Below are 19286 nucleotides of genomic sequence, written 5' to 3'. Positions count from 1 at the left end.
ATCTGTCTCTAATTCGCTTCACTGTTATGTGCTTTACTGGCAGGCAGTGATAATTAGAGGTGAACAATGGACGCGATCAAACAAATCCTGCTCGACGAAATCGCCACGCTGAACCGCGAAGGACAGCGTGATAATTTGCCGCGCTTTAGCTTTTCCTTCCTCAAAACCCATCCGGGGCTCTGGGCCATTATGTATCTGTGCTACGCGCTGTGCGTGGCGCTGATCTTTTCAACCGACATGCTCGGCTGGCCAGCGTTCTGGTTTGCCACGGTGTTTGTGGTGGTGATGAGCGTGCTGATGCTGATGGATATCAACCCGAAGTATCGCTTCGAAGATATCGACACGCTGGATTTGCGCGTTTGTTATAACGGCGAATGGTATTACGTGCAGCCGGTTTCTCAACAAGCGCTGGATAAGATCCTTGATAACCCCCACACGCCGGAGCGCGTACGCAGCGGCATTGATCGCCTGATGAAGCAGAAAGGTGAAGTGGATTTCTACGACGTTTACTATCTCACCTGGGGCCACCAGCAGGCGGCCCAGGTTTAACCGTTTAGCTTGCCAATCAGTTTTCCCAACGTCTCTACCGCCGCCTCGGCCCGTGCATCCCACGGCCAGGCGGTGTTGAAGCGGAAACAGTGGCTGAAGCCCTCGCGGCTGGAAAACAGCTGGCCGGGCGCGATGCTGATGCCCTGCTGCAAGGCCAAATGATACAGCTCAGTGGTATTGATCTGCACTGGCAGCGCAACCCAGAGAAAATAACCGCCCGGCGTATCGCTGATACTGGCATCGGCCGGCAACACACGGCGCAGCGCCTGTTGCGCCAGCTGCTTACGTTTAGCCAGCGTCTGCCTTAGCTTTTTTAAATGCGTATCGTAGCTGCGCGTGCTGAGGAAATCGGCCAGTGCCAGCTGCATCGGCGCGCTGGTCGAAAGCGTGCTCATCAACTGAATACGCTGCACGCGCTGCGCATGACGTCCGGCCGCGACCCAACCGACACGAAATCCCGCCACCAGATTCTTCGAGAAACTTCCGCAGTGCAGCACGTTGCCATCAAGATCAAAAGCTTTAGCCGGCAGCGGTTTGTCATGGCCTTCATACAGATCGCCGTACACATCGTCTTCAATCATCGCCACGTTGTAGCGCGACAGCAGTTCCACCAACTGCTGCTTGCGCTCGGCGCTCAGGGTAAAGCCGAGCGGATTTTGTCGGTTGGTCATCAGCCAGCAGGCTTTCACCGGCCAGCGCTGCAAGGCCTGCTCCAGCTCATCCAGATCCATGCCGTGTTCGACATCGCTGGCGATGGCAATCGCGTTCAGCTTGAGGCGTTCAATCGCCTGTAGCGCACCATAAAACGATGGGTTTTCGAGGATCACCCAATCACCGGGTTCGGTGACGGCTTGCAGGCTGAGGTTGAGCGCTTCCATTGCGCCATTGGTAATGACGATGTCATCCGGCGACAGCGTGATGCCCTGCTGTGCATAGCGCTGGGCGAGAATTTTGCGCAGCGCTTCATTGCCTGGCGGCAGGTTGTTGAGCGCATCGGTGGGCTTTAAGTTGTGTGAGACTTTTACCAGCGAGCGCATCAGCTGGCGCTGCGGGAAGAGTTCGGGATCGGGAAAGGCTGAGCCAAACGGCATGATGACGGGATTGCGCGTGGCTTGCAGCACGTCGAACACGAAGCTGTTGGTATCCGCCTGATCGGTTTTGCCGATCTCTTGCGTGGGCAGTCGCGGACGGCTTTCGGCGGCGCGCGGCGCCACGTAATAGCCGGATTGCGGCTTTGAGACGATCCAGCCCTGACTCTCCAGCACTTCATAGGCGTGCATCACCGTCATCAGGCTCAACCCGCTCTGCTCCGCCTGCTGACGTAGCGACGGCAGTTTTTCGCCCGGCGGCCAGATGCGCGCCTCGATTTGCGTGCGAAGCTGCTCGACCAACTGCTGATATTTCGCCACCCGAACTCCGATGTAGAGGATTTGGCGGCTAGTTTCCCTCACCCTAACCCTCTCCCGCAAGCGGGAGAGGGAATGAAGGCGTTAAGGCACCTGCTCCAGCGCTAACTCTTCTTGATAAAAATTCGGCAACTCGCCAATGCGTTCCGGCGGCACCGGTTTACCCAGCAAATAGCCCTGCAACGTATCGCAGCCTAAACCGGTGAGGAACGCCTGTTGATCCTGGGTTTCTACTCCTTCGGCGACCACTTTCAGATGCAACGACTGCGCCAGCGCCACAATGGCGGAGACGATGGTGGCATCTTCCGAATGCGCCTGCAGTTCATTAACAAAAGCGCGATCGATTTTCAGCTCGCTGGCCGGTAACCGCTTGAGATACAACAAGCTGGAGTAACCGGTGCCGAAATCATCAATCGAGGCTTTTACGCCCATGTTGGTGAGTTCGGTGAGGATACGCACGCTCTCTTCCGGATCGCGCATCGCCGTGGTTTCGGTCACTTCCAGCGTCAAAAGTTCAGCCGGAATCTGGTGCTGCGCCAGCGCCTCGGTGACGGTTTCCACCAGATTGCTTTGCTCAAATTGTACAGCCGACAAATTGACCGCCACCGACCAGTGCGGGTGGCCCTGCAGATGCCAGGCACGCAGCTGGCGACAGGCTTCGTTGATCACCCAGTTGCCGATGTTAATGATCATGCCGGTCTTTTCCGCCATCGGCAGAAAGGCGTCCGGTGCCAGTAAACCGCGTGAAGGATGCTGCCAGCGCAGCAGCGCTTCAAAGCCAAGGATCGGGCCGCTCGGCGCGCAATATTTTGGCTGATAGAACAGGCGTAACTCTTCGTTATCCAGCGCTTGCCACAGATCGTTGTTCAGCTGCAATTGCGACTGCGCCAGCGTGTTCATTGACGGCTGGAAGAAGGTGTAACCGTTGCGGCCGTTGTTCTTGGTGTGATACATGGCGGCATCGGCGTTGAACATCAGCTCGCGATCATCTTTGCCGTCACCAGGGTAAACCGCAATTCCAATACTCAGCGACACCACCAGCTCATAGCGCGAGATATCGAATGGGCGATCCACCGCTTTCACCAGCGTATCAGCAACCGCTGCGGCATCATTGGGTTCATCAATTTCCAGCAGCAGCACAAACTCGTCGCCGCCCATGCGCGCCAGCGTGTAGTGCCCTTTCATCTGTTCGGTCATGCGCTCGGTCACGCCAATCAGCAGGTTGTCGCCCACGTGATGGCCAAAAGCGTCATTTACCGCTTTAAAGCCATCCAAATCCATAAACATCAGCGCAAACTGCGTTTTCTCACGGTTGGCTTTATTGAGGGCTTGCTCCAGACGATCTTCCAACAAAATACGGTTAGGCAGACGCGTCAGGTTATCGTGTAGCGCCAGCTGTGCCAGCTCACGGTTGGCTTCCGCCAGCGAGTGGGCGAGGATCGAGGTGCGCGCTTGCAGACGTGCATCGAGCATTGAGACCAGCAAAGTAATGCCGAGGATCGCTAGCGTCACCACCGTCACCACCACCGCCAGCCAGTTGCTGTTTACGCCCATGTGCGTCGCATGGCTGTGCATCGGGAAATTGGCCGCCGCCATGCCGGTGTAGTGCATGCCGGCAATCGCACAGCCCATCACCACCGAGGCGCCTAAACGCAGCGCGGTGACGCGGCCATGGCCTTCGCGCAGGTTAAACGCCAGCCAGAGCGCGGCGCCTGAGGCCACCAGCGCAATCGCCACCGATGCCGCCACCCAACCCCAATTCCAGGTGATGCCGGGCGTAAACATCAGCGCCGCCATGCCGGTGTAGTGCATTGCTACAACGCCGGAACCCAGCACCACAGCGCCTCCACACAGTCGCAGCCACGGCAAGGTCGGCGTTGAGCACACCAGCCACAGCGCAAAAACCGAGGCTAATACCGCCACCACCATGGAGGTGACGGTGAGCGTGGGATCATAGCTCATGACCATATCGAGGCTCATCGACAGCATGCCAATGAAGTGCATCGCCCAGATGCCCACGCCCATAGCGAATCCACCGCCGAATAACCAAACCAGCGCCACCTTGCCAGTTGAGGAAGCCACGCGCCCTGCCATATCAAGCGCAGTAAACGAGGCCAGCATCGCTACCAGAATCGAGACGATGACGGTAAACGAATCGTACGAAGTCACTAACATAGTGATTTCCCAAGTAAAAGCCGGTGTAAGTCAGCTGTGGTGTTGTTGTTAAAAAAGTGCGGTCTATTGGTTTTATTGTAGGAATTATCGGCAGCGTAACTGCCGATATGAGTTTTTGAACGATGAAACCTTCCGATGGGGAAGAAACTAAAAATTGTTTATTGCGCGCCCGCCAGCGGCACCACGTTATCGCTAAAGGCTAGCGGCACCGCAAGCGCAGCGGTAAATTCACCGATGCGATCGGCTGGCGTGGGCTTGCCGAGCAGATAACCTTGCAGCGTGTCGAAGCCTAACCCGGTGAGCAAACGCTGCTGCTCCTCGGTTTCGACCCCTTCCGCCACCATGCGCAGGTTAAGCGTTTGTGCCAGCGTCAACATCGCAGTGACTACCGTGGCGTCTTCGCTGCCGGCGCGCAAACTGTTGATAAAGGCGCGGTCGATTTTCAACTCGCTGGCTTCGAGGTGTTTCAAGTGCAGCAAGTTGGCGTAGCCGATGCCGAAGTTATCAATCGCCACTTTCACCCCAAGACGATGCAGTTCGGCAATGCGCTGCTGGCTGAACTGCGGATCGCGCATCGCAATGTTCTCGGTAATTTCCAGCATCAACGCCCCGTCAGGGATTTGATGGCGCTGCAATGCCTGGCGCACGCTCTCAATCAAATCACGCTGCTGAAACTGCAGAGCCGAGAGATTGACCGATACCGTCCAGTCGCCGTTACCTTCATCGTGCCACTGCTTCAGCTGGCGGCAGGCTTCATTGATCACCCAGTTACCCAGCGCGACAATTTGCCCGGTTTTCTCGGCGCGCGCCAGAAACATATCGGGCATCAGCAGGCCGCGACGCGGATGCTGCCAGCGCAGCAGCGCCTCGAAGCCCATCAATACGGTGCCGCCCGCGCGGAATTTTGGCTGATAGAACAGGCGCATCTCCTGATACTCCAGCGCGTTCCACAGATCGTTAGCCAGCGCCAACTGATGCTGCGCCACCGCGCTCATCGCCGGTTCAAACAGGCACCAGCCGTTACGCCCGCTGTGTTTGGTGTGATACATGGCGGAGTCGGCGTTGAACATCAGCTCCTGCTGGCTGCGACCATGCAGCGGGAAGATAACGATACCGACGCTGAGCGAGACGCGCAGCGAATAGCGATCAAGTTCGAAAGGCGCATCAATGATTTGAACCAAACGCTGCGCCAGTTTGGTGGCCTGATGCAGATGAAATTGCGGGCACAGTATGACGAATTCATCGCCGCCCAGACGCGCCAAAAGAATCTCCTCACTCAGTTCATCGCGCAAACGATCGGCTACCGCGATCAGCAAGCGGTCGCCAACGTGATGGCCCCATGTGTCGTTAATGGCTTTGAAACCATCCAGATCCATGAACATCAGCGCGAAGTTTTCATCCTGCAGCGTCGCCTGCTTGATCGCCGTGGTGAGTTGCTGCTCCAGCATCACGCGATTTGGCAGCGCGGTGAGGTTGTCATGCATCGCCAGCTGACGTAGCTCGCTGTTGGCGCGCTTGAGTTTGGCAGCGAGACGCGCGGCACGCAGTTGCGCATCCAGCATCGATATCAGCAACATCAGCCCCAGAATGCTCAGCGTGATAATCGTGACCCACACCGCCATTCCCTCTTCGCTGGCGCCGTGATGTTGCATGCTCACCGGCATAACGAATTCTGCTGCCGCCATGCCGGTGTAATGCATGCCGGCAATCGCAATGCCCATCACCAGTGCTGCACAGGCGCGCAGCAGCAGCAGGCTTTCGCCCTGGCGCAGATGAAACGCCAGCCATAACGCCGCACCTGATGCTGCGTAGGCAATCAGCACCGAGAGCGCCACCAGCGGCAGATTCCAGTAAATCGGGGTGGCAATCATCAGCGCGTTCATGCCGAGGTAGTGCATGACAATGATGCCGCTTCCCATGATAAGGGTGCCGCGAATTAAGCGGCGTCGGGTGAGATGACTGCCCTGCACGCCCTGCGCAAAGGCGAAGATGGCGCTGATAATCGCCACCAGCAATGAGAAGGCGGTCAGCTCGACGTTGTAGCGCATGGTCATTGGCATCATCATCGCCAGCATGCCAATAAAGTGCATTGCCCACACGCCGATGCCCATCGCGGTGCCCCCGCCGATCAACCACAGTGTTGCCAGATAACCGCGTGAAACGGCCACGCGCCCGGCGGTATCTAAGGCGGTGAACGCGGCAATGAAGGCCACGATCAGTGAAACGGTAACCAGAACGCTATCCCAGGTAACCAGCAGCATGTGCGCTCCTAAACTCCACCCGCTGCGGAGCGGGTGCGGTGTCGTCAAAACAAAACAAGAATGATAAAGCGCCGATCAAGGGCGATAAATGTCCCCCTGCGGCGCAGTTCAATACAGAACTGGTCCAGAAAAATCTGGAGTTGTCGTGCGGATTTTTTTTATTTTCATCGTCAGTCGTTAAGCGAAAAATTAATAATATCTGATTAATGCACGAACATAACATTGAACCGAAGCGCGCGGTAGAGGGTGAAATCATCGTCTATTTAGTTTTTTTAACCGCTCGCTACCCCTTGTGATTACTGAGTTATCGGCGAAAAGTGTGAATTGATTAGGGAAAAATTGAACCATCTGCATACAGGGGCCAATTTGCTGATCTATAGTAAAGAAAACTGATATAAATCATTAATCCGCCATCCAGGAATTTTCTTAGGCGGCAGGCGCTTACGCTGTCGAGTCCATTGCGGCTCTTGTTTGATTTCGGATGTATTTCCATAAATGTATGACCAGGTGAAAAAGCACTGACCTTGGATAATCAGTAAGGAATGATTATGAAACTCAAGCTTTTTCTTGTGGCGTCTAGCCTAAGCGCCGCACTGGCACCTCATGCTGTTTTTGCCGCCACCACAACGGGAACCATCAATGCGACGTTGACGCTGACCACCGGTTGTTTGGTGAACGGTCAATCGGCAACGGCGGGAGTGAACTTCGGTACCCTGAACTTTGGTAGCAGCGCAGCCACTTTTGATACACTCAATGCCACCCTGGTTGGCGCAGCAGGTAACGGCATCTTTGTTCGCTGCACCACCGGACAAACTTTCAACGTGCAGGTCACCAGCAGCAACGCTGCACCGGCGACCGTTTACGGCACGGTGAGTGGCCAGCCACGCTACCTGATCCTCGGCTCCAACAATACGCAAGGCATTGCCTATACGCTGTATAGCGACGCCGCATTCACTACCGCCATCGCCAACAACACCAATATCGCTGCCAGTGGTACCACCGATCCCACACTCGGGACCAACTACGCCATTTACGGTCAGGTTGTGGGCGGCGGGTTTAACCCCTTGATTCCGGCAGGGACCTACACCGACACCATCAACGTGGCGGTGAATTACTGAGGGAAAGGATAATCAGGGAGGCCGTGGTGCAGCGTTGGGTGCACAGTGCAGGCGGCCTTGCCCTGCTGATAGGGAGCGTCTCCGCCTGGGGGTTGCCGACCGCAACGTTTCAGGTTTCAGCATCAGTAGTGGCAGGCTGTGTTGTCTCCGGAACCAATACCGGGGTATTTGGCACGCTTAATTTTGGTACCCAATCTGGCGTGGCCGCAAGCAGCGTCAGCGCCAGCTATGTGCAAAGCACCACCATCACGCTCGCCTGCACGCCAGGCACCGCCGTGAGTATGAGCATCAACGGCGGCAGTCATTACACCTCCACGCGCAATCTCAAACACACCAGTAACACCAATACCGTGGCGTACAGCCTGTATACCAATGCGGCACACACCACGGCTATTCCGGTGAATAGCCCGATGGCGCTGAGCTACAGCAATGCCAACAACATCACGTTGCCGATTTACGGCTTATTAACGCTGCCCGGCCCCACGCGCGCCGGGACCTATACCGACACTTTAACCGTCACGCTGAGTTGGTGATGGCGTCACTTAAAAGGAGGAATGATGATGAACCTGCGCGCCCTGATCCTGTTGTTATTTGTGGCCCTAACGCCTGCGGTGCACGCCGCCAATTCGCTGATGGTGTGGCCGATCGATCCGGCGATTGATCCGGAAGATAAAGCCAGCGAGCTGTGGCTGGAGAATCGCGGCAATGCCACCACCATGATGCAGGTGCGCATCTTCAGCTGGCAGCAGGTTAACGGCCAGGAGCAGTATCAAACCCAGCAGCAAGTGGTGGCGAGCCCGCCGATGGTGCGCCTCGAGCCAGGGCAGAAGCAGCTGGTGCGTTTAATTAAGCAAACGCCACCTGAAGCCGGACGTGAAGTGGCCTTTCGCGTGGTGCTGGATGAGATCCCTACGCCGCGCACGCCAGGCGAGAATCAGGCCGGACTCACTTTCCAGATGCGCTATTCGGTGCCGCTGTTCATCTACGGCAGCGGCGTGACGCGCGACACGGCAAAACCGCAGCTGAGCTGGCAGGAAGTGAACAGCGGCGGCAAACGCTGGCTGGAGCTGACTAATCGCGGTAATGGCCACGCGCGCTTAAGTAACGTCACCATTGGCGGACGCAAAATGGGCAACGGCTTGTTTGGCTATGTGCTGGCCAACAGCAGCCATCGCTGGCCGTTAACCCGCAGCGTGAGCGGTGAGCTGTCGGCCGAAATGAATAAAGGTCACTGGAGCAGCGCGGCCGCGCGTTGATGAAGTTTACGCCGCATCCCTGCGCGCTGGCCGTCGCCAGCGTGCTTTGTATCAGTCCGATGAGTAGCAGCGCGGAGACCTTCTCCGAATTGCCACCGCCGCCTGCGCTGGAGAATAATGCCAGCGGTCAGCAATACATGCTGGAACTGGTGGTGAATCAGGGCGAACGTGGCGACATCGTGCCGGTTGAACGTAAGAATGGTGATTTCTGGTTGCGACGCGGCGATCTGCAACGCGCCGGTATTCCGGCCGAGAAACTGCAAGGCCAGCAGATCGATGTCAATCAACTCAGCGGAGCGAAAGTGGAGTATGACGAACGACGCCAGCGCCTGTTATTGACGGTGCCACCTGCCTGGCTGCCGGGTCAAACCATTGGCCAGTTACAGAATGCACCGCGCTTTCCCGGTCGCGCCAGCAATGGCGCGCTGCTCAACTATGACTTTTACGCCACCCGTACCGATAACGCCGGTTCGCGCCTCTCCAGCTGGAACGAACTGCGCTTGTTTGGCCCGGCTGGTCAGTTTTCTACCAACGGCGTTTACGTGCAGCAACTGGAAGGTGGCGTTGCCGGTCAGCAGGAAGGCTATATCCGCTACGATACGTGGTTCAGTAATGAAAACGAGAACGCAGCGATCAGTTGGCGCGCCGGGGATTTGGTTACTGATGCGCTGAGCTGGAGCAACAGCGTGCGGCTGGGTGGCGTGCAGATTGGCCGCGACTTCAGCGTACGGCCGGATCTGGTGACCTATCCGCTGCCCGCCTTTTCCGGCCAGGCGGCGGTGCCCTCTTCGGTCGATCTGTTTATCAATGGCTATCGCAGCACACAGGCCGACGTGCAACCGGGCCCGTGGTCGCTCACCAATGTCCCTTTCGTTAACGGCGCCGGCGATGCAGTGATCACCACCACCGATGCGGTGGGCCGACAAGTCACCACCACGCTGCCGTTTTACGTCTCCAGCAGCTTGCTGAAAACCGGATTATCCGATTACTCGTTCTCCGCCGGTGCGATGCGCGAAAACTACGGCATAAGCAATTTTGATTATGGCGCAGCGGCGGCCAGCGGCTCCTATCGCTACGGGCTGAACGACTGGCTGACGCTGGAGAGCCATGCGGAAGGCAGCGACAGCGTGGCGATGGGCGGCGCGGGTGGATTGCTGAAACTGGGCAGTTTTGGCGTGGTGAATGGCGCGCTGGCGCAGAGCCAGATGGACGGTAATCCCGGCACGCAATACAGCTGGGGCTATCAGTACAACAATAGTTGGTTCAGCCTGGGAACCCAGCACATCATTCGCAGCGTCGATTTCGGGAATCTCGCGCTGGTCGGCAGCCGTGGCGACAGCGCGAACACCAGTTACTCGCTGGCGCGACGCAGCGCGCAATACACCGCCAGCGTGTCGCTAAGTGACTACGGCAGCCTTGGCCTGGCTTATTTTGATATCTCCGGCGGCAACGGTGACCGCACCCGTTTACTGAATCTGTCGTGGAGTAAAAATCTGTGGGGCAACAGCAGCCTGTATATCTCCGCCAGCCGCGATCAGGATCAGGGTAACTGGAGCGGCGCCATTTCGCTGATCATCCCGTTCGGCGAACAGAGCAGCGCCTCGGTAAGTACGGAACGCGATCAGGAGGGCAATAACAGCCAGCGTCTGTATGTGTCGCGCGCGATGCCAACCGACGGTGGCTTCTCCTGGGATGCGGCCTGGGCTAATCAGGCCAGCGACAGCGGCGATTATCGCCAGGGCAGCCTGCGTTATCGCAATAACAAAATTGATACCTCAGCCGGTTTCTACGGCGATAACGACAACACCACGCAATGGGCCGATTTTACCGGCTCGGTGGTATTGATGGATAACCGCGTGTTCGCTGCCAATGACATCAACGATGCCTTTGTGGTGGTGAAAACTGATTATCCCGACGTAACGGTGCGTTATGAGAACCAGACCATGGGCCGCACCGATAAACAAGGCTATCTGCTGGTGCCATCGATCAGCAGCTATTACGGTGCGAAGTACGATATCGATACGCTGGATCTGCCCGCCGATCGCACCGCGCCGAAGGTTGAACAACGCTTTGCGGTGAAGCGCAAAAGTGGCTACCTGCTCAATTTCCCGGTGGAGCGTCTGCGCGCCGCCAGCGTGGTACTGCATGACAGCAATCATCAGCCGCTGCCGATTTCCAGCCAGGTGTTACGTCCGAATCAGGCCACCGAATATGTCGGCTGGGACGGCATTGTGTGGATGGAAGATCTCGGTGCTAATAACCCGATTCATGTGGTGACGCCGGATGGACGCAGCTGCGATACGCAACTGGCTATCGCCGACGGGCAGCCAAAAGCGCTGGAAACTTACGGACCGCTTACCTGCCCGCTGCCACCGCCACCGCAAGGCTCTGCGGTGAGCAGCGCGGATAATTCACCGTCAGGGATTTCACCATGAGAAAGCTTCTGCTCCTGCTGGCGCTGTTTTTACTGCCGGGCACCAGCTATGCGTTGTGTAGCTTATCGGCCCCCGCCGCCACGTTCGGATCGGTTACCACGTTTTCCGTCGCTTCAACGGTGAATAACACCTCAAGCACCACCAACGTGAACTGCGGTTCGGGTACACTTTCGCTGCTGGGCTCCGATAACATTACCTACGCTTTTACCACCGCCTCAAACCTCAGCGGCACGCGCGCCGTGTTGAAAACCGCCAGCGGCGGCACCGATAACATTCCGATTCAGCTGTGTATCGACAGCGCCTGCGCCACCGAATTACAGCAGGGCGGCAGCTATCGCTGGAGTTCAGCCTCGCTGCTGGCGTTGGGAAACACCCTTAACTTCAATATTCCGCTCTATTTCCGTACCATTCCCGGACAGGTGATCGCCGCAGGCACTTACACCACCACTATTACGTTGACCGTCAGTTATACGGTGTGCGCCGGGTTGAACGTGGCAGGATTGTGTGTGGGAACGGTGCAGTCCAGCACCGGTACGGCGATGCCGATTACCGTGAATCTGGTGGTGACCAACGATTGCACCACCATCATTGCGCCCAACGTCAGTTTTGGCAGCGCGCCTTTGGTGGGCAGTTTCTCAACGGTGCAGCAGACGATTAACGTGGTGTGTTCGAAGGGCAGCACTTATACCGTGGGCTTGAGCAACGGCAGTTACTACAGCGGCACCACGCGGCAGATGGCGAGCGGAACTAACCGGCTGGCGTATGACATCTACAAAGGCACCACCACCACATCGCGCTGGGGACCGACCGGCACCGATCGCTGGAGCAGCACCACCTCGACATCGTTGAATGCGGATACCGTGACGCGCAACTTTACCTATACGGCGCAGATTTTGACCACGCAGAATACGCCCGCGGCGGGGAATTATACCGATAGCGTGGTGGTGGATGTGTCGTTTTAGCGGGGTGCGCGCTGTCCCTCATCCTAGCCTTCTCCCGCAGGCGGGAGAAGGAGCTGATCGCGCCGTTACCTAAACATTCCCTCTCCCGCTTGCGGGAGAGGGTTAGGGTGAGGGGAACGGTGTTGCGCTTGATATTGCTTCACCATGCGGCCAATCAGCAGCGTACCGACCAATCCGCATACCGCAGCAAAAGAGAGCCACACGCCCGGCATCGCTTTATCGCCTGTCGCATGAATCAGATAGCTCGACACCGCTGGCGTAAAGCCGCCAAACAGCGCGGTTGCCAGGCTGTAGGCCAGCGAGAAGCCCGAAGCGCGCACTTCTGCTGGCATGATCTCAGCCAGATAAACCACCATCGCGCCGTTGTAGCTGGCATACAGGAACGACAGCCACAACTCGGCCTCAACCAGATGGGAGAAGGTCGGCGATCCCACCAGCCAATGCAGCACCGGCCAGGTGGTGACAATCATCAAGATGGTGCAGATGATCAGCAGCGGACGGCGACCGACGCGGTCTGACAGTGAACCCATCAGCGGCAGCCAGAACAGATTGGAGATGCCGACAAACAGCGTCACCAGGAAGCTCTCTTTATCGCTCATCATCAGCACGGTTTTGCCGAAGGTCGGGGTAAAGGCGGTAATCATGTAGAACATCACGGTGGTGGTCACCACCATCAACATCCCTGCCAGCACCAGCGCCCAGTTCTGCCCGACCGAACGCATAATCTGGCTCATTGAGGGATGATGTTTACGCTGGCTGAAAGCTTCGGTTTCTTCCAGCATGCGGCGGATATAGAACAGGAACGGCACGATCATACATCCCACCACAAACGGAATACGCCAACCCCATTCAGTGACGGCGTCTTTCGCCAGCAGATGATTCAGACCCAAACCCAGCAGCGCGGCGAAGATCACCGCAACCTGCTGGCTGCCCGATTGCCAACTGACATAGAAGCCTTTGCGCCCTTTCGGCGCCACTTCCGCCAGATACACCGAGACGCCGCCCAGCTCAACGCCCGCCGAGAAGCCCTGCAATAAACGACCGAGCAGAATCAGGATCGGTGCGGCGGCACCGAGCGTGGCGTATCCGGGCACCAGCGCGATGGTTAAGGTCCCAATCGCCATCAAGCCGAGCGTTAACAGCAAGCCTTTACGACGGCCATGATGGTCGATGTAAGCGCCAAGAATAATCGCGCCGAGCGGGCGCATCAGGAAGCCTGCGCCGAAGGTCATCAGCGTCAGCATGAGAGAGGCAAAGGGATCATCGCCGGGGAAAAAGGTTTTGGCGATCGCCGTGGCGTAATAGCCAAACACCATGAAATCGTACATCTCAAGGAAGTTACCGCTGGTAACGCTAAAGATGGTTTTGGCACCGCTTTGCGGCGACTTTTGTAAAGAGTGACTCGCGCTCATATTGTCCTTCCTGGTTTTTCTTCCGTTGTAGCGTGCCGGGCCAGGAATAAACGTGATCTTCTTCACCATTGCAGTTTACAAAAATACGACCAATAGTAACAATAAATTAACAAATCGCGTGCAGGCATTAAAAAAGGCCGCTGCGGGAGCGACCTTTACGGCAAGGCTAAGTGGAGTGACGTTACTTCTTCACTGTTTCCATGCCCATCAAACCAATCTTCAGATAACCGGCTTCACGCAGCTGATCCATCACTTCCATTAGGGTGGCGTAATCCACCGATTTATCCGCCTGGAAGAAGATGGTGGTGTCTTTCTTGCCTTCGGTTTGTGCCGTCAGCGCATTCACCAGCGTCTCTTTGGTGACTGCATCGTTTCCGATGAAGATCTGCTTATCTTCCTTGATGGAGAGATAAACCGGTTTTTCCGGACGCGGCTGCGGCGCGCTGGTCGATGCTGGCAGGTTAACGCGCACATCGACGGTAGCTAATGGCGCGGCGACCATAAAGATGATCAGCAGAACTAACATGACGTCGATAAACGGCGTCACGTTGATTTCGTGCATTTCGCCATCGCCGACCGAGTCATCGTTTAAACGCATCGCCATAATACTTATCCTACGCGCAGTTTCTGTGCCGCCGCTGGACGGTTGGCTTCTTTCGCGGTATCAACGTTGCCGAGATCCAGATCGCGGCTCTGCAGCAACATCACCTGCGCGGCGACATCGCCCAGCGACGCTTTGTAGCTGGCAATCATACGCGCGAAGACGTTGTAGATAACCACGGCGGGGATTGCCGCCACCAGACCAATCGCGGTAGCCAGCAGCGCTTCGGCGATGCCCGGCGCGACGACTGCGAGGTTAGTGGTTTGCGTTTTCGCGATGCCGATGAAGCTGTTCATGATGCCCCAAACGGTACCGAACAGACCGATAAACGGCGCAACGGAACCGATGGTGGCGAGGAATCCATTACCGCGACCGGCATGACGGCTAAATGCAGCCACGCGGCGTTCGAGACGGAAGCTGGTGCGCTCTTTGATGCCATCCAGATCTTCAGTACCAGCGGAGAGCTCCAGCTCATTCTGCGCGTCGTTTAGCAGCACAGCGCTGTGGCTGTTGCTTTTGAAGTTTTCAGCAGCACGGTAAGCATCGTTTAATGAGCGGGCTTCGCCCAGCGCTTGCTGCTCGCGTTTCAGGCGACGTTTCGCCCCGCTCAGCTCAGCAAACTTACCGAAGAAAATTGCCCATGTGACAACGGAAGCCAGTAACAGGCCAATCATCACAATCTTTACCACGATATCGGCATGCTGATACATGCCCCAAACGGAGAGATCCGTTTGCATCAAATCACTGGCTACCACGCTGCATCTCCAACTTCTGTTGCACAGTTCACGATTGAAGCGCGGATCATAGCAAAAAACACCACCGAAGTGATAGTGGTTCTCATTACTATTTACAAAGCAAAGATGCCCGCTATTTCCACAAGTTAGCGGATGATATGCGCAATACTGGCCTCACTCTGATAATCCGCAATCAGGCTCAACCCGCTACACTGATTCGTGGTAACGTGAATGTTTTGTGGGAAATGTCAGGAAAGGCAGTGATGGCAACGAAAAAAATAGACACCACGCTTGTCAGCGCGGGACGCAGTAAACGTTACACGCAAGGCTCAGTTAACAGCGTAATTCAACGCGCTTCATCCCTGGTTTTTGACACGGTCGCCGACAAGAAACGTGCTACCGCTGGCCGCGCGTCAGGCGAGCTGTTTTATGGTCGTCGCGGCACCCTCACCCATTTCTCGCTGCAAGACGCCATGACCGAGCTGGAAGACGGCGCAGGTTGCGCGCTCTATCCGTGCGGCGCGGCGGCGGTCTCTAATGCCATTTTGTCCTTTGTCGCAGCCGGCGACCATATTCTGGTGAGCGGCGCGGTCTACGAACCGACGCAGGATTTCTGCTCGAAAATTCTCAGTAAGCTGAACGTCACCACCACCTATTTCAATCACTGCATCGGCAGCGAAATTGGCGAACTGGTGCAGCCGAATACGCGCGTGGTGTTCCTGGAATCACCGGCGTCGATCACCATGGAAGTGCAGGATATTCCCGCGATTGTTGCCGCCGTGCGCGCCAAAGCGCCGGAGGCGATCATCATGATCGATAACACCTGGGCGGCGGGCGTGTTGTTTAACGCGCTGGAGCATGGCATCGATATTTCGATTCAGGCCGGCACCAAATACATTATTGGTCACAGCGACGCGATGATTGGCACGGCGGTAGCAAATGAGCGTTGCTGGCCGCAGCTGCGCGAGAACTCCTATCTGATGGGCCAAATGGTCGATGCCGATACCGCTTATATGGCGAGCCGCGGCATTCGTACGCTGGGCACACGTCTGCGTCAGCACGAAGAGAGCGGATTGCAGGTGGCCGAATGGCTGGCCACGCAGCCGGAAGTGGCGCGCGTTAATCATCCGGCGCTGGCGCAGTGTAAAGGCCACGCATTCTGGCAGCGCGATTTCAGCGGCAGCAGCGGTTTGTTCTCGTTCATCCTGCATGAAAAACTGAGCCGTGAGCAGCTGGCAAATTACCTCGATCACTTCCACCATTTCAGCATGGCGTATTCGTGGGGCGGCTATGAATCCCTGATTCTGGCGAACCAGCCTGAAGAGCTGGCGGCGATTCGTCCGGCGGGCGGCGTGGATTTTGACGGCACGCTGGTGCGTCTGCATATCGGCCTCGAACATGTCGATGACTTGCTGGATGATCTTAAAGCCGGTTTTGCTCGTTTAAGAAGTTAAACAGAAGATAAACCACGCTGTGGCGGCGATGAGAGATCAACGTATGCGATGCCACAGAAGGTTAAAATTAGACTCCTTGTGACTCGATGGAATAGCTGATGGGTGTTTTACATGAGATTGTCCAGGCGCTTTGGCATCAGGATTTTGCCGCGCTCGGCAATCCGGATGTGGTTTGGATTGTCTACGGCGTGATGTTTTTAACGCTGTTTCTGGAAAACGGTTTGCTGCCCGCGTCATTCCTGCCGGGCGATAGCCTGCTGTTACTGGCGGGCGCGATGGTCGCCAAAGGTGTGATGGACTTCGTGCCGACCATTGTGATTCTGACCACGGCGGCCAGTCTCGGCTGCTGGCTCAGCTATCTGCAAGGACGCTGGCTCGGCAACACCAAACTGGTGAAAAGCTGGTTGCTGCATCTGCCCGCGCAATATCATCAGCGCGCGTGGAATATGTTTAACCGCCACGGTTTGATGGCGCTGCTGGTTGGCCGCTTCCTGGCCTTTGTGCGCACCTTACTGCCGACCATGGCCGGGATTTCCGGCTTAAACAATGGCCGCTTCCAGCTGTTTAACTGGCTGAGCGGCTTGTTGTGGGTTGGGATTGTGGTGACGCTGGGCTACGGCATCAGCCATGTGCCCTTTATCAAGCGCCATGAAGATCAGGTGATGGCGATCCTGATGATTCTGCCGATCGCGCTGCTGTTTATCGGCTTGGCCGGCAGCATTGTGGTGATCTGGAAAAAACGCCGCCAGAAACTCTCCTGATTACGACGCGGCGTCAAACGGTAAGGTTTGACGCACGCGGCTCGCCTCTTCTCCCGGCGTCACGCCGAAATAGCGCTTAAACTCACGCGAAAACTGCGATGGACTTTCATAACCGACGCGCACCGCCGCCGCGCTGGCTTTCATGCCATCCTGCAGCATCATCAGGCGCGCCTGATGCAGGCGATAGCGCTTAAGGTATTGTAGCGGCGAGGTTTGCGTCACCGCTTTGAAGTTATGATGAAACGCCGAAACGCTCATGTTCACTTCAGCGGCCAGCATGTCGACGCTCAAACTCTCCGCGAAATGATTTTCGATGCGACGCAGCGCGCGCGCAATCTGGCTGAACTGCGTCTGACGATTGACCAGCGACAGCAGCGCGCCGCCAATCGGTCCGGTTAACACGTAATAGATGATCTCGCGCACCAGCTGCGGCCCCAGCACGCGGGCGTCGCGCGGGTTATTCATCACATCCAGCAAGCGTTCGGCCGCACACAGCATCTCTTCGCTCATGAACGCCGAATGGATGCCGGAAGTTTGTGCCTGCGGCTGGAACTGCTCGTCATCGCCGATATCCATCAGCAAATCCTGCAGGCTGGCGACATCCACGCTCAAACACATGCCGGCCAGCGGCTCCGCCAGCGTGGCTTCGGTTTCGCACTCCACTGGCAGCGGTACGGTGAGCATCAGATATTTGGTGGCGTCGTAGTGGAAAACGGTGCTGCCGAGATAGCCGGTTTTACGCCCCTGAAACAGAATCACGATGCCGGGTTGATACATCATCGGCGTACGCGGCAAGGTTTCGCAGGCATAGATCAATTTGACATTTTCTACCGCGCACAGCGGCTTATGCAGGTCACTCATCAGCGCAACTACGCGCTGCGCTAGCTGGCGGCAAAGGGCGTCGTTTGGCATGCATCTCTCTCAGGCAGCTAAAAATTCAGTTTGCCGCAAGGCTGTGCAAAGCTCCACTATTCTGGAGAATCAGGCAAGATTCTTGCAGAAATCCATCAGGCAAAAGTGCCGCCCGCTTGCCACAATGATCCTGAGGTGAGGTTTGTTGACTAGACTTAAGCACATCTTTTCTACGGTAAGTCCCTGCAACAGATAAGGAGCAATTATGGCAGATCAACCCATTATTAAATTGCGCGACGGCAACATGATGCCGCAGCTTGGCCTCGGCGTGTGGCAAGCGAGCATTGAGGATGCGCGCAACGCCATCCTGGAAGCCCTGAAAGTTGGCTATCGCTCCATCGATACCGCCGCTATCTACAAAAATGAGGAAGCGGTTGGGCAAGCGCTGCAAGAGACCGACGTGGCGCGCGATGACATTTTTATCACCACCAAGCTGTGGAACGACGACCAGACCAACTGGCAACAGGCAATGGAAACCAGCCTGAAGAAGCTGCAGTTAGAGCAGGTGGATTTGTATCTCATGCACTGGCCGTGCCCGGAAAAAGATAACTACGTTGAAGCCTGGAAAGGTTTGATTGAGCTGCAGCAACAGGGCTTAACCAAGAGCATCGGCGTATGTAACTTCCACGAGGCGCATCTGAAGCGTTTGATCGATGAAACCGGCGTGTCGCCGGTGGTGAACCAGATCGAGCTGCATCCTATGCTGCAACAGCGCACGCTGCATGCGTGGAATGCGCTGCACCAGATTCAAACCGAATCCTGGAGCCCGCTGGCGCAAGGCGGTAAAGGCGTGTTTGATCAGGAGATTATCCGCGAGCTGGCGAAAAAATATAGCAAGACGCCGGCACAAATCGTGATTCGCTGGCATCTGGATAGCGGCCTGGTGGTGATTCCGAAGTCGATTACCCCGGAACGCATTCGTGAGAATTTCCAGGTGTTTGATTTTAGGTTGGATAAAACTGAAGTGAGTGAGATCAGTAAGCTGGATAGCGGCAACCGTTTGGGACCGGATCCGGAGGCGTTTAACGGGTAGAATGGCGCGCGTTTCCCCTCACCCTAACCCTCTCCCGCTAGCGGGAGAGGGAACCGTAAGGTGCGTTTTGCTCGCTCTGCTCCCTCGCCCGCTTGCGGGTGTACAGTCCGGGGACATGGTGAACACTTGTTCGGGGACATGGTAGACACTTACAACTAAGGCATAAGAACCCGTTTATGGAGTCGCTTATGTCCTGGGATGCGAGAGATACCATGTC

The 19286-nt window shown here is 56.5% G+C and carries 16 protein-coding genes; 9 read left to right on the top strand and 7 right to left on the bottom strand.

The window, feature by feature from the left end:
- Nucleotides 1-66 precede the first annotated feature (66 nt).
- Nucleotides 67-549 carry a YlaC family protein gene (locus tag PZBJ_RS06725; protein WP_101761807.1) on the top strand — a complete coding sequence of 161 codons (483 nt, stop codon included), beginning with the start codon at nt 67-69 and terminating at the stop codon, nt 547-549.
- Here the strand turns inward: PZBJ_RS06725 and PZBJ_RS06720 are convergent.
- The 3 genes from PZBJ_RS06720 to PZBJ_RS06710 form a co-directional block, all read right to left on the bottom strand.
- Nucleotides 546-1958: an aminotransferase-like domain-containing protein gene (locus tag PZBJ_RS06720; protein ID WP_101761806.1), complete on the bottom strand. Its 1413-nt coding sequence runs from the start codon at nt 1956-1958 to the stop codon at nt 546-548. The two genes, PZBJ_RS06725 and PZBJ_RS06720, sit on opposite strands and share 4 nt — an antisense overlap.
- A gap of 81 nt (nt 1959-2039) precedes the next feature.
- Nucleotides 2040-4130 (bottom strand): putative bifunctional diguanylate cyclase/phosphodiesterase, encoded by a 2091-nt coding sequence (locus PZBJ_RS06715; RefSeq protein WP_101761805.1) that lies wholly within the window; start codon nt 4128-4130, stop codon nt 2040-2042.
- 158 nt (nt 4131-4288) lie between these two features.
- A complete protein-coding gene (locus tag PZBJ_RS06710) occupies nt 4289-6391 on the bottom strand; it encodes a putative bifunctional diguanylate cyclase/phosphodiesterase (protein WP_101761804.1) in 2103 nt (700 codons plus the stop codon).
- A gap of 548 nt (nt 6392-6939) precedes the next feature.
- Here PZBJ_RS06710 and PZBJ_RS06705 point away from each other — a divergent pair.
- From PZBJ_RS06705 to PZBJ_RS06685, 5 genes are read left to right on the top strand one after another with little or no spacing between them, the layout of a single operon-like run.
- Nucleotides 6940-7509: a spore coat protein U domain-containing protein gene (locus PZBJ_RS06705; RefSeq protein WP_101761803.1), complete on the top strand. Its 570-nt coding sequence runs from the start codon at nt 6940-6942 to the stop codon at nt 7507-7509.
- A gap of 23 nt (nt 7510-7532) precedes the next feature.
- Nucleotides 7533-8042 carry a Csu type fimbrial protein gene (locus PZBJ_RS06700; RefSeq protein ID WP_192412114.1) on the top strand — a complete coding sequence of 170 codons (510 nt, stop codon included), beginning with the start codon at nt 7533-7535 and terminating at the stop codon, nt 8040-8042.
- Nucleotides 8043-8066: 24 nt separating this feature from the next.
- A complete protein-coding gene (locus PZBJ_RS06695; RefSeq protein WP_206098205.1) occupies nt 8067-8765 on the top strand; it encodes a fimbrial biogenesis chaperone in 699 nt (232 codons plus the stop codon).
- Nucleotides 8765-11200, top strand: coding sequence for a fimbria/pilus outer membrane usher protein (locus PZBJ_RS06690; RefSeq protein WP_101761801.1), 2436 nt, complete (start codon nt 8765-8767; stop codon nt 11198-11200). The genes PZBJ_RS06695 and PZBJ_RS06690 overlap by 1 nt, the downstream gene beginning before the upstream one ends.
- Complete coding sequence (locus PZBJ_RS06685) at nt 11197-12162, top strand: Csu type fimbrial protein (protein WP_101761800.1); 966 nt, start codon at nt 11197-11199, stop codon at nt 12160-12162. Before PZBJ_RS06690 ends, PZBJ_RS06685 begins: the two co-directional genes overlap by 4 nt.
- A gap of 65 nt (nt 12163-12227) precedes the next feature.
- Here the strand turns inward: PZBJ_RS06685 and tcuC are convergent, their stop codons facing one another.
- The 3 genes from tcuC to exbB all read right to left on the bottom strand — a co-directional run bounded on the left by tcuC (nt 12228) and on the right by exbB (nt 14912).
- Nucleotides 12228-13574, bottom strand: a complete 1347-nt coding sequence (tcuC, locus tag PZBJ_RS06680; protein ID WP_101761799.1) for an MFS transporter — start codon at nt 13572-13574, stop codon at nt 12228-12230.
- A gap of 181 nt (nt 13575-13755) precedes the next feature.
- Nucleotides 13756-14178: a TonB system transport protein ExbD gene (exbD, locus tag PZBJ_RS06675; RefSeq protein ID WP_008103349.1), complete on the bottom strand. Its 423-nt coding sequence runs from the start codon at nt 14176-14178 to the stop codon at nt 13756-13758.
- A gap of 5 nt (nt 14179-14183) precedes the next feature.
- Complete coding sequence (gene exbB, locus PZBJ_RS06670; protein WP_192236537.1) at nt 14184-14912, bottom strand: tol-pal system-associated acyl-CoA thioesterase; 729 nt, start codon at nt 14910-14912, stop codon at nt 14184-14186.
- Between the two features lie 260 nt (nt 14913-15172).
- On the opposite strand from exbB, the gene metC reads away from it, so the two are divergent.
- Together metC and PZBJ_RS06660 are read left to right on the top strand one after the other, a co-directional pair.
- A complete protein-coding gene (metC, locus tag PZBJ_RS06665; RefSeq protein ID WP_101761797.1) occupies nt 15173-16363 on the top strand; it encodes a cystathionine beta-lyase in 1191 nt (396 codons plus the stop codon).
- Nucleotides 16364-16461: 98 nt separating this feature from the next.
- The gene (locus PZBJ_RS06660) at nt 16462-17124 is read left to right on the top strand and encodes a DedA family protein (protein WP_101761796.1); all 663 of its coding nucleotides are present in this window, start codon (nt 16462-16464) and stop codon (nt 17122-17124) included.
- On the opposite strand, the gene PZBJ_RS06655 is transcribed toward PZBJ_RS06660, so the two are convergent.
- On the bottom strand, nt 17125-18036 hold the full coding sequence (locus PZBJ_RS06655; RefSeq protein WP_101761795.1) for an AraC family transcriptional regulator: 912 nt from the start codon (nt 18034-18036) through the stop codon (nt 17125-17127).
- A 205-nt stretch (nt 18037-18241) separates the two neighbouring features.
- Between PZBJ_RS06655 and dkgA the strand changes: the two genes are divergently transcribed.
- Nucleotides 18242-19069 (top strand): 2,5-didehydrogluconate reductase DkgA, encoded by an 828-nt coding sequence (dkgA, locus tag PZBJ_RS06650; protein ID WP_101761794.1) that lies wholly within the window; start codon nt 18242-18244, stop codon nt 19067-19069.
- The last annotated feature ends 217 nt before the right edge of the window (nt 19070-19286 follow it).

It is taken from the genome of Pantoea endophytica (assembly GCF_002858935.1).
GTDB classification, from domain to species: Bacteria; Pseudomonadota; Gammaproteobacteria; order Enterobacterales; family Enterobacteriaceae; genus Pantoea; species Pantoea leporis.
Note: the sequence above shows the minus strand (reverse complement) of the source record. Positions and strands in the feature narration are given on the sequence as shown.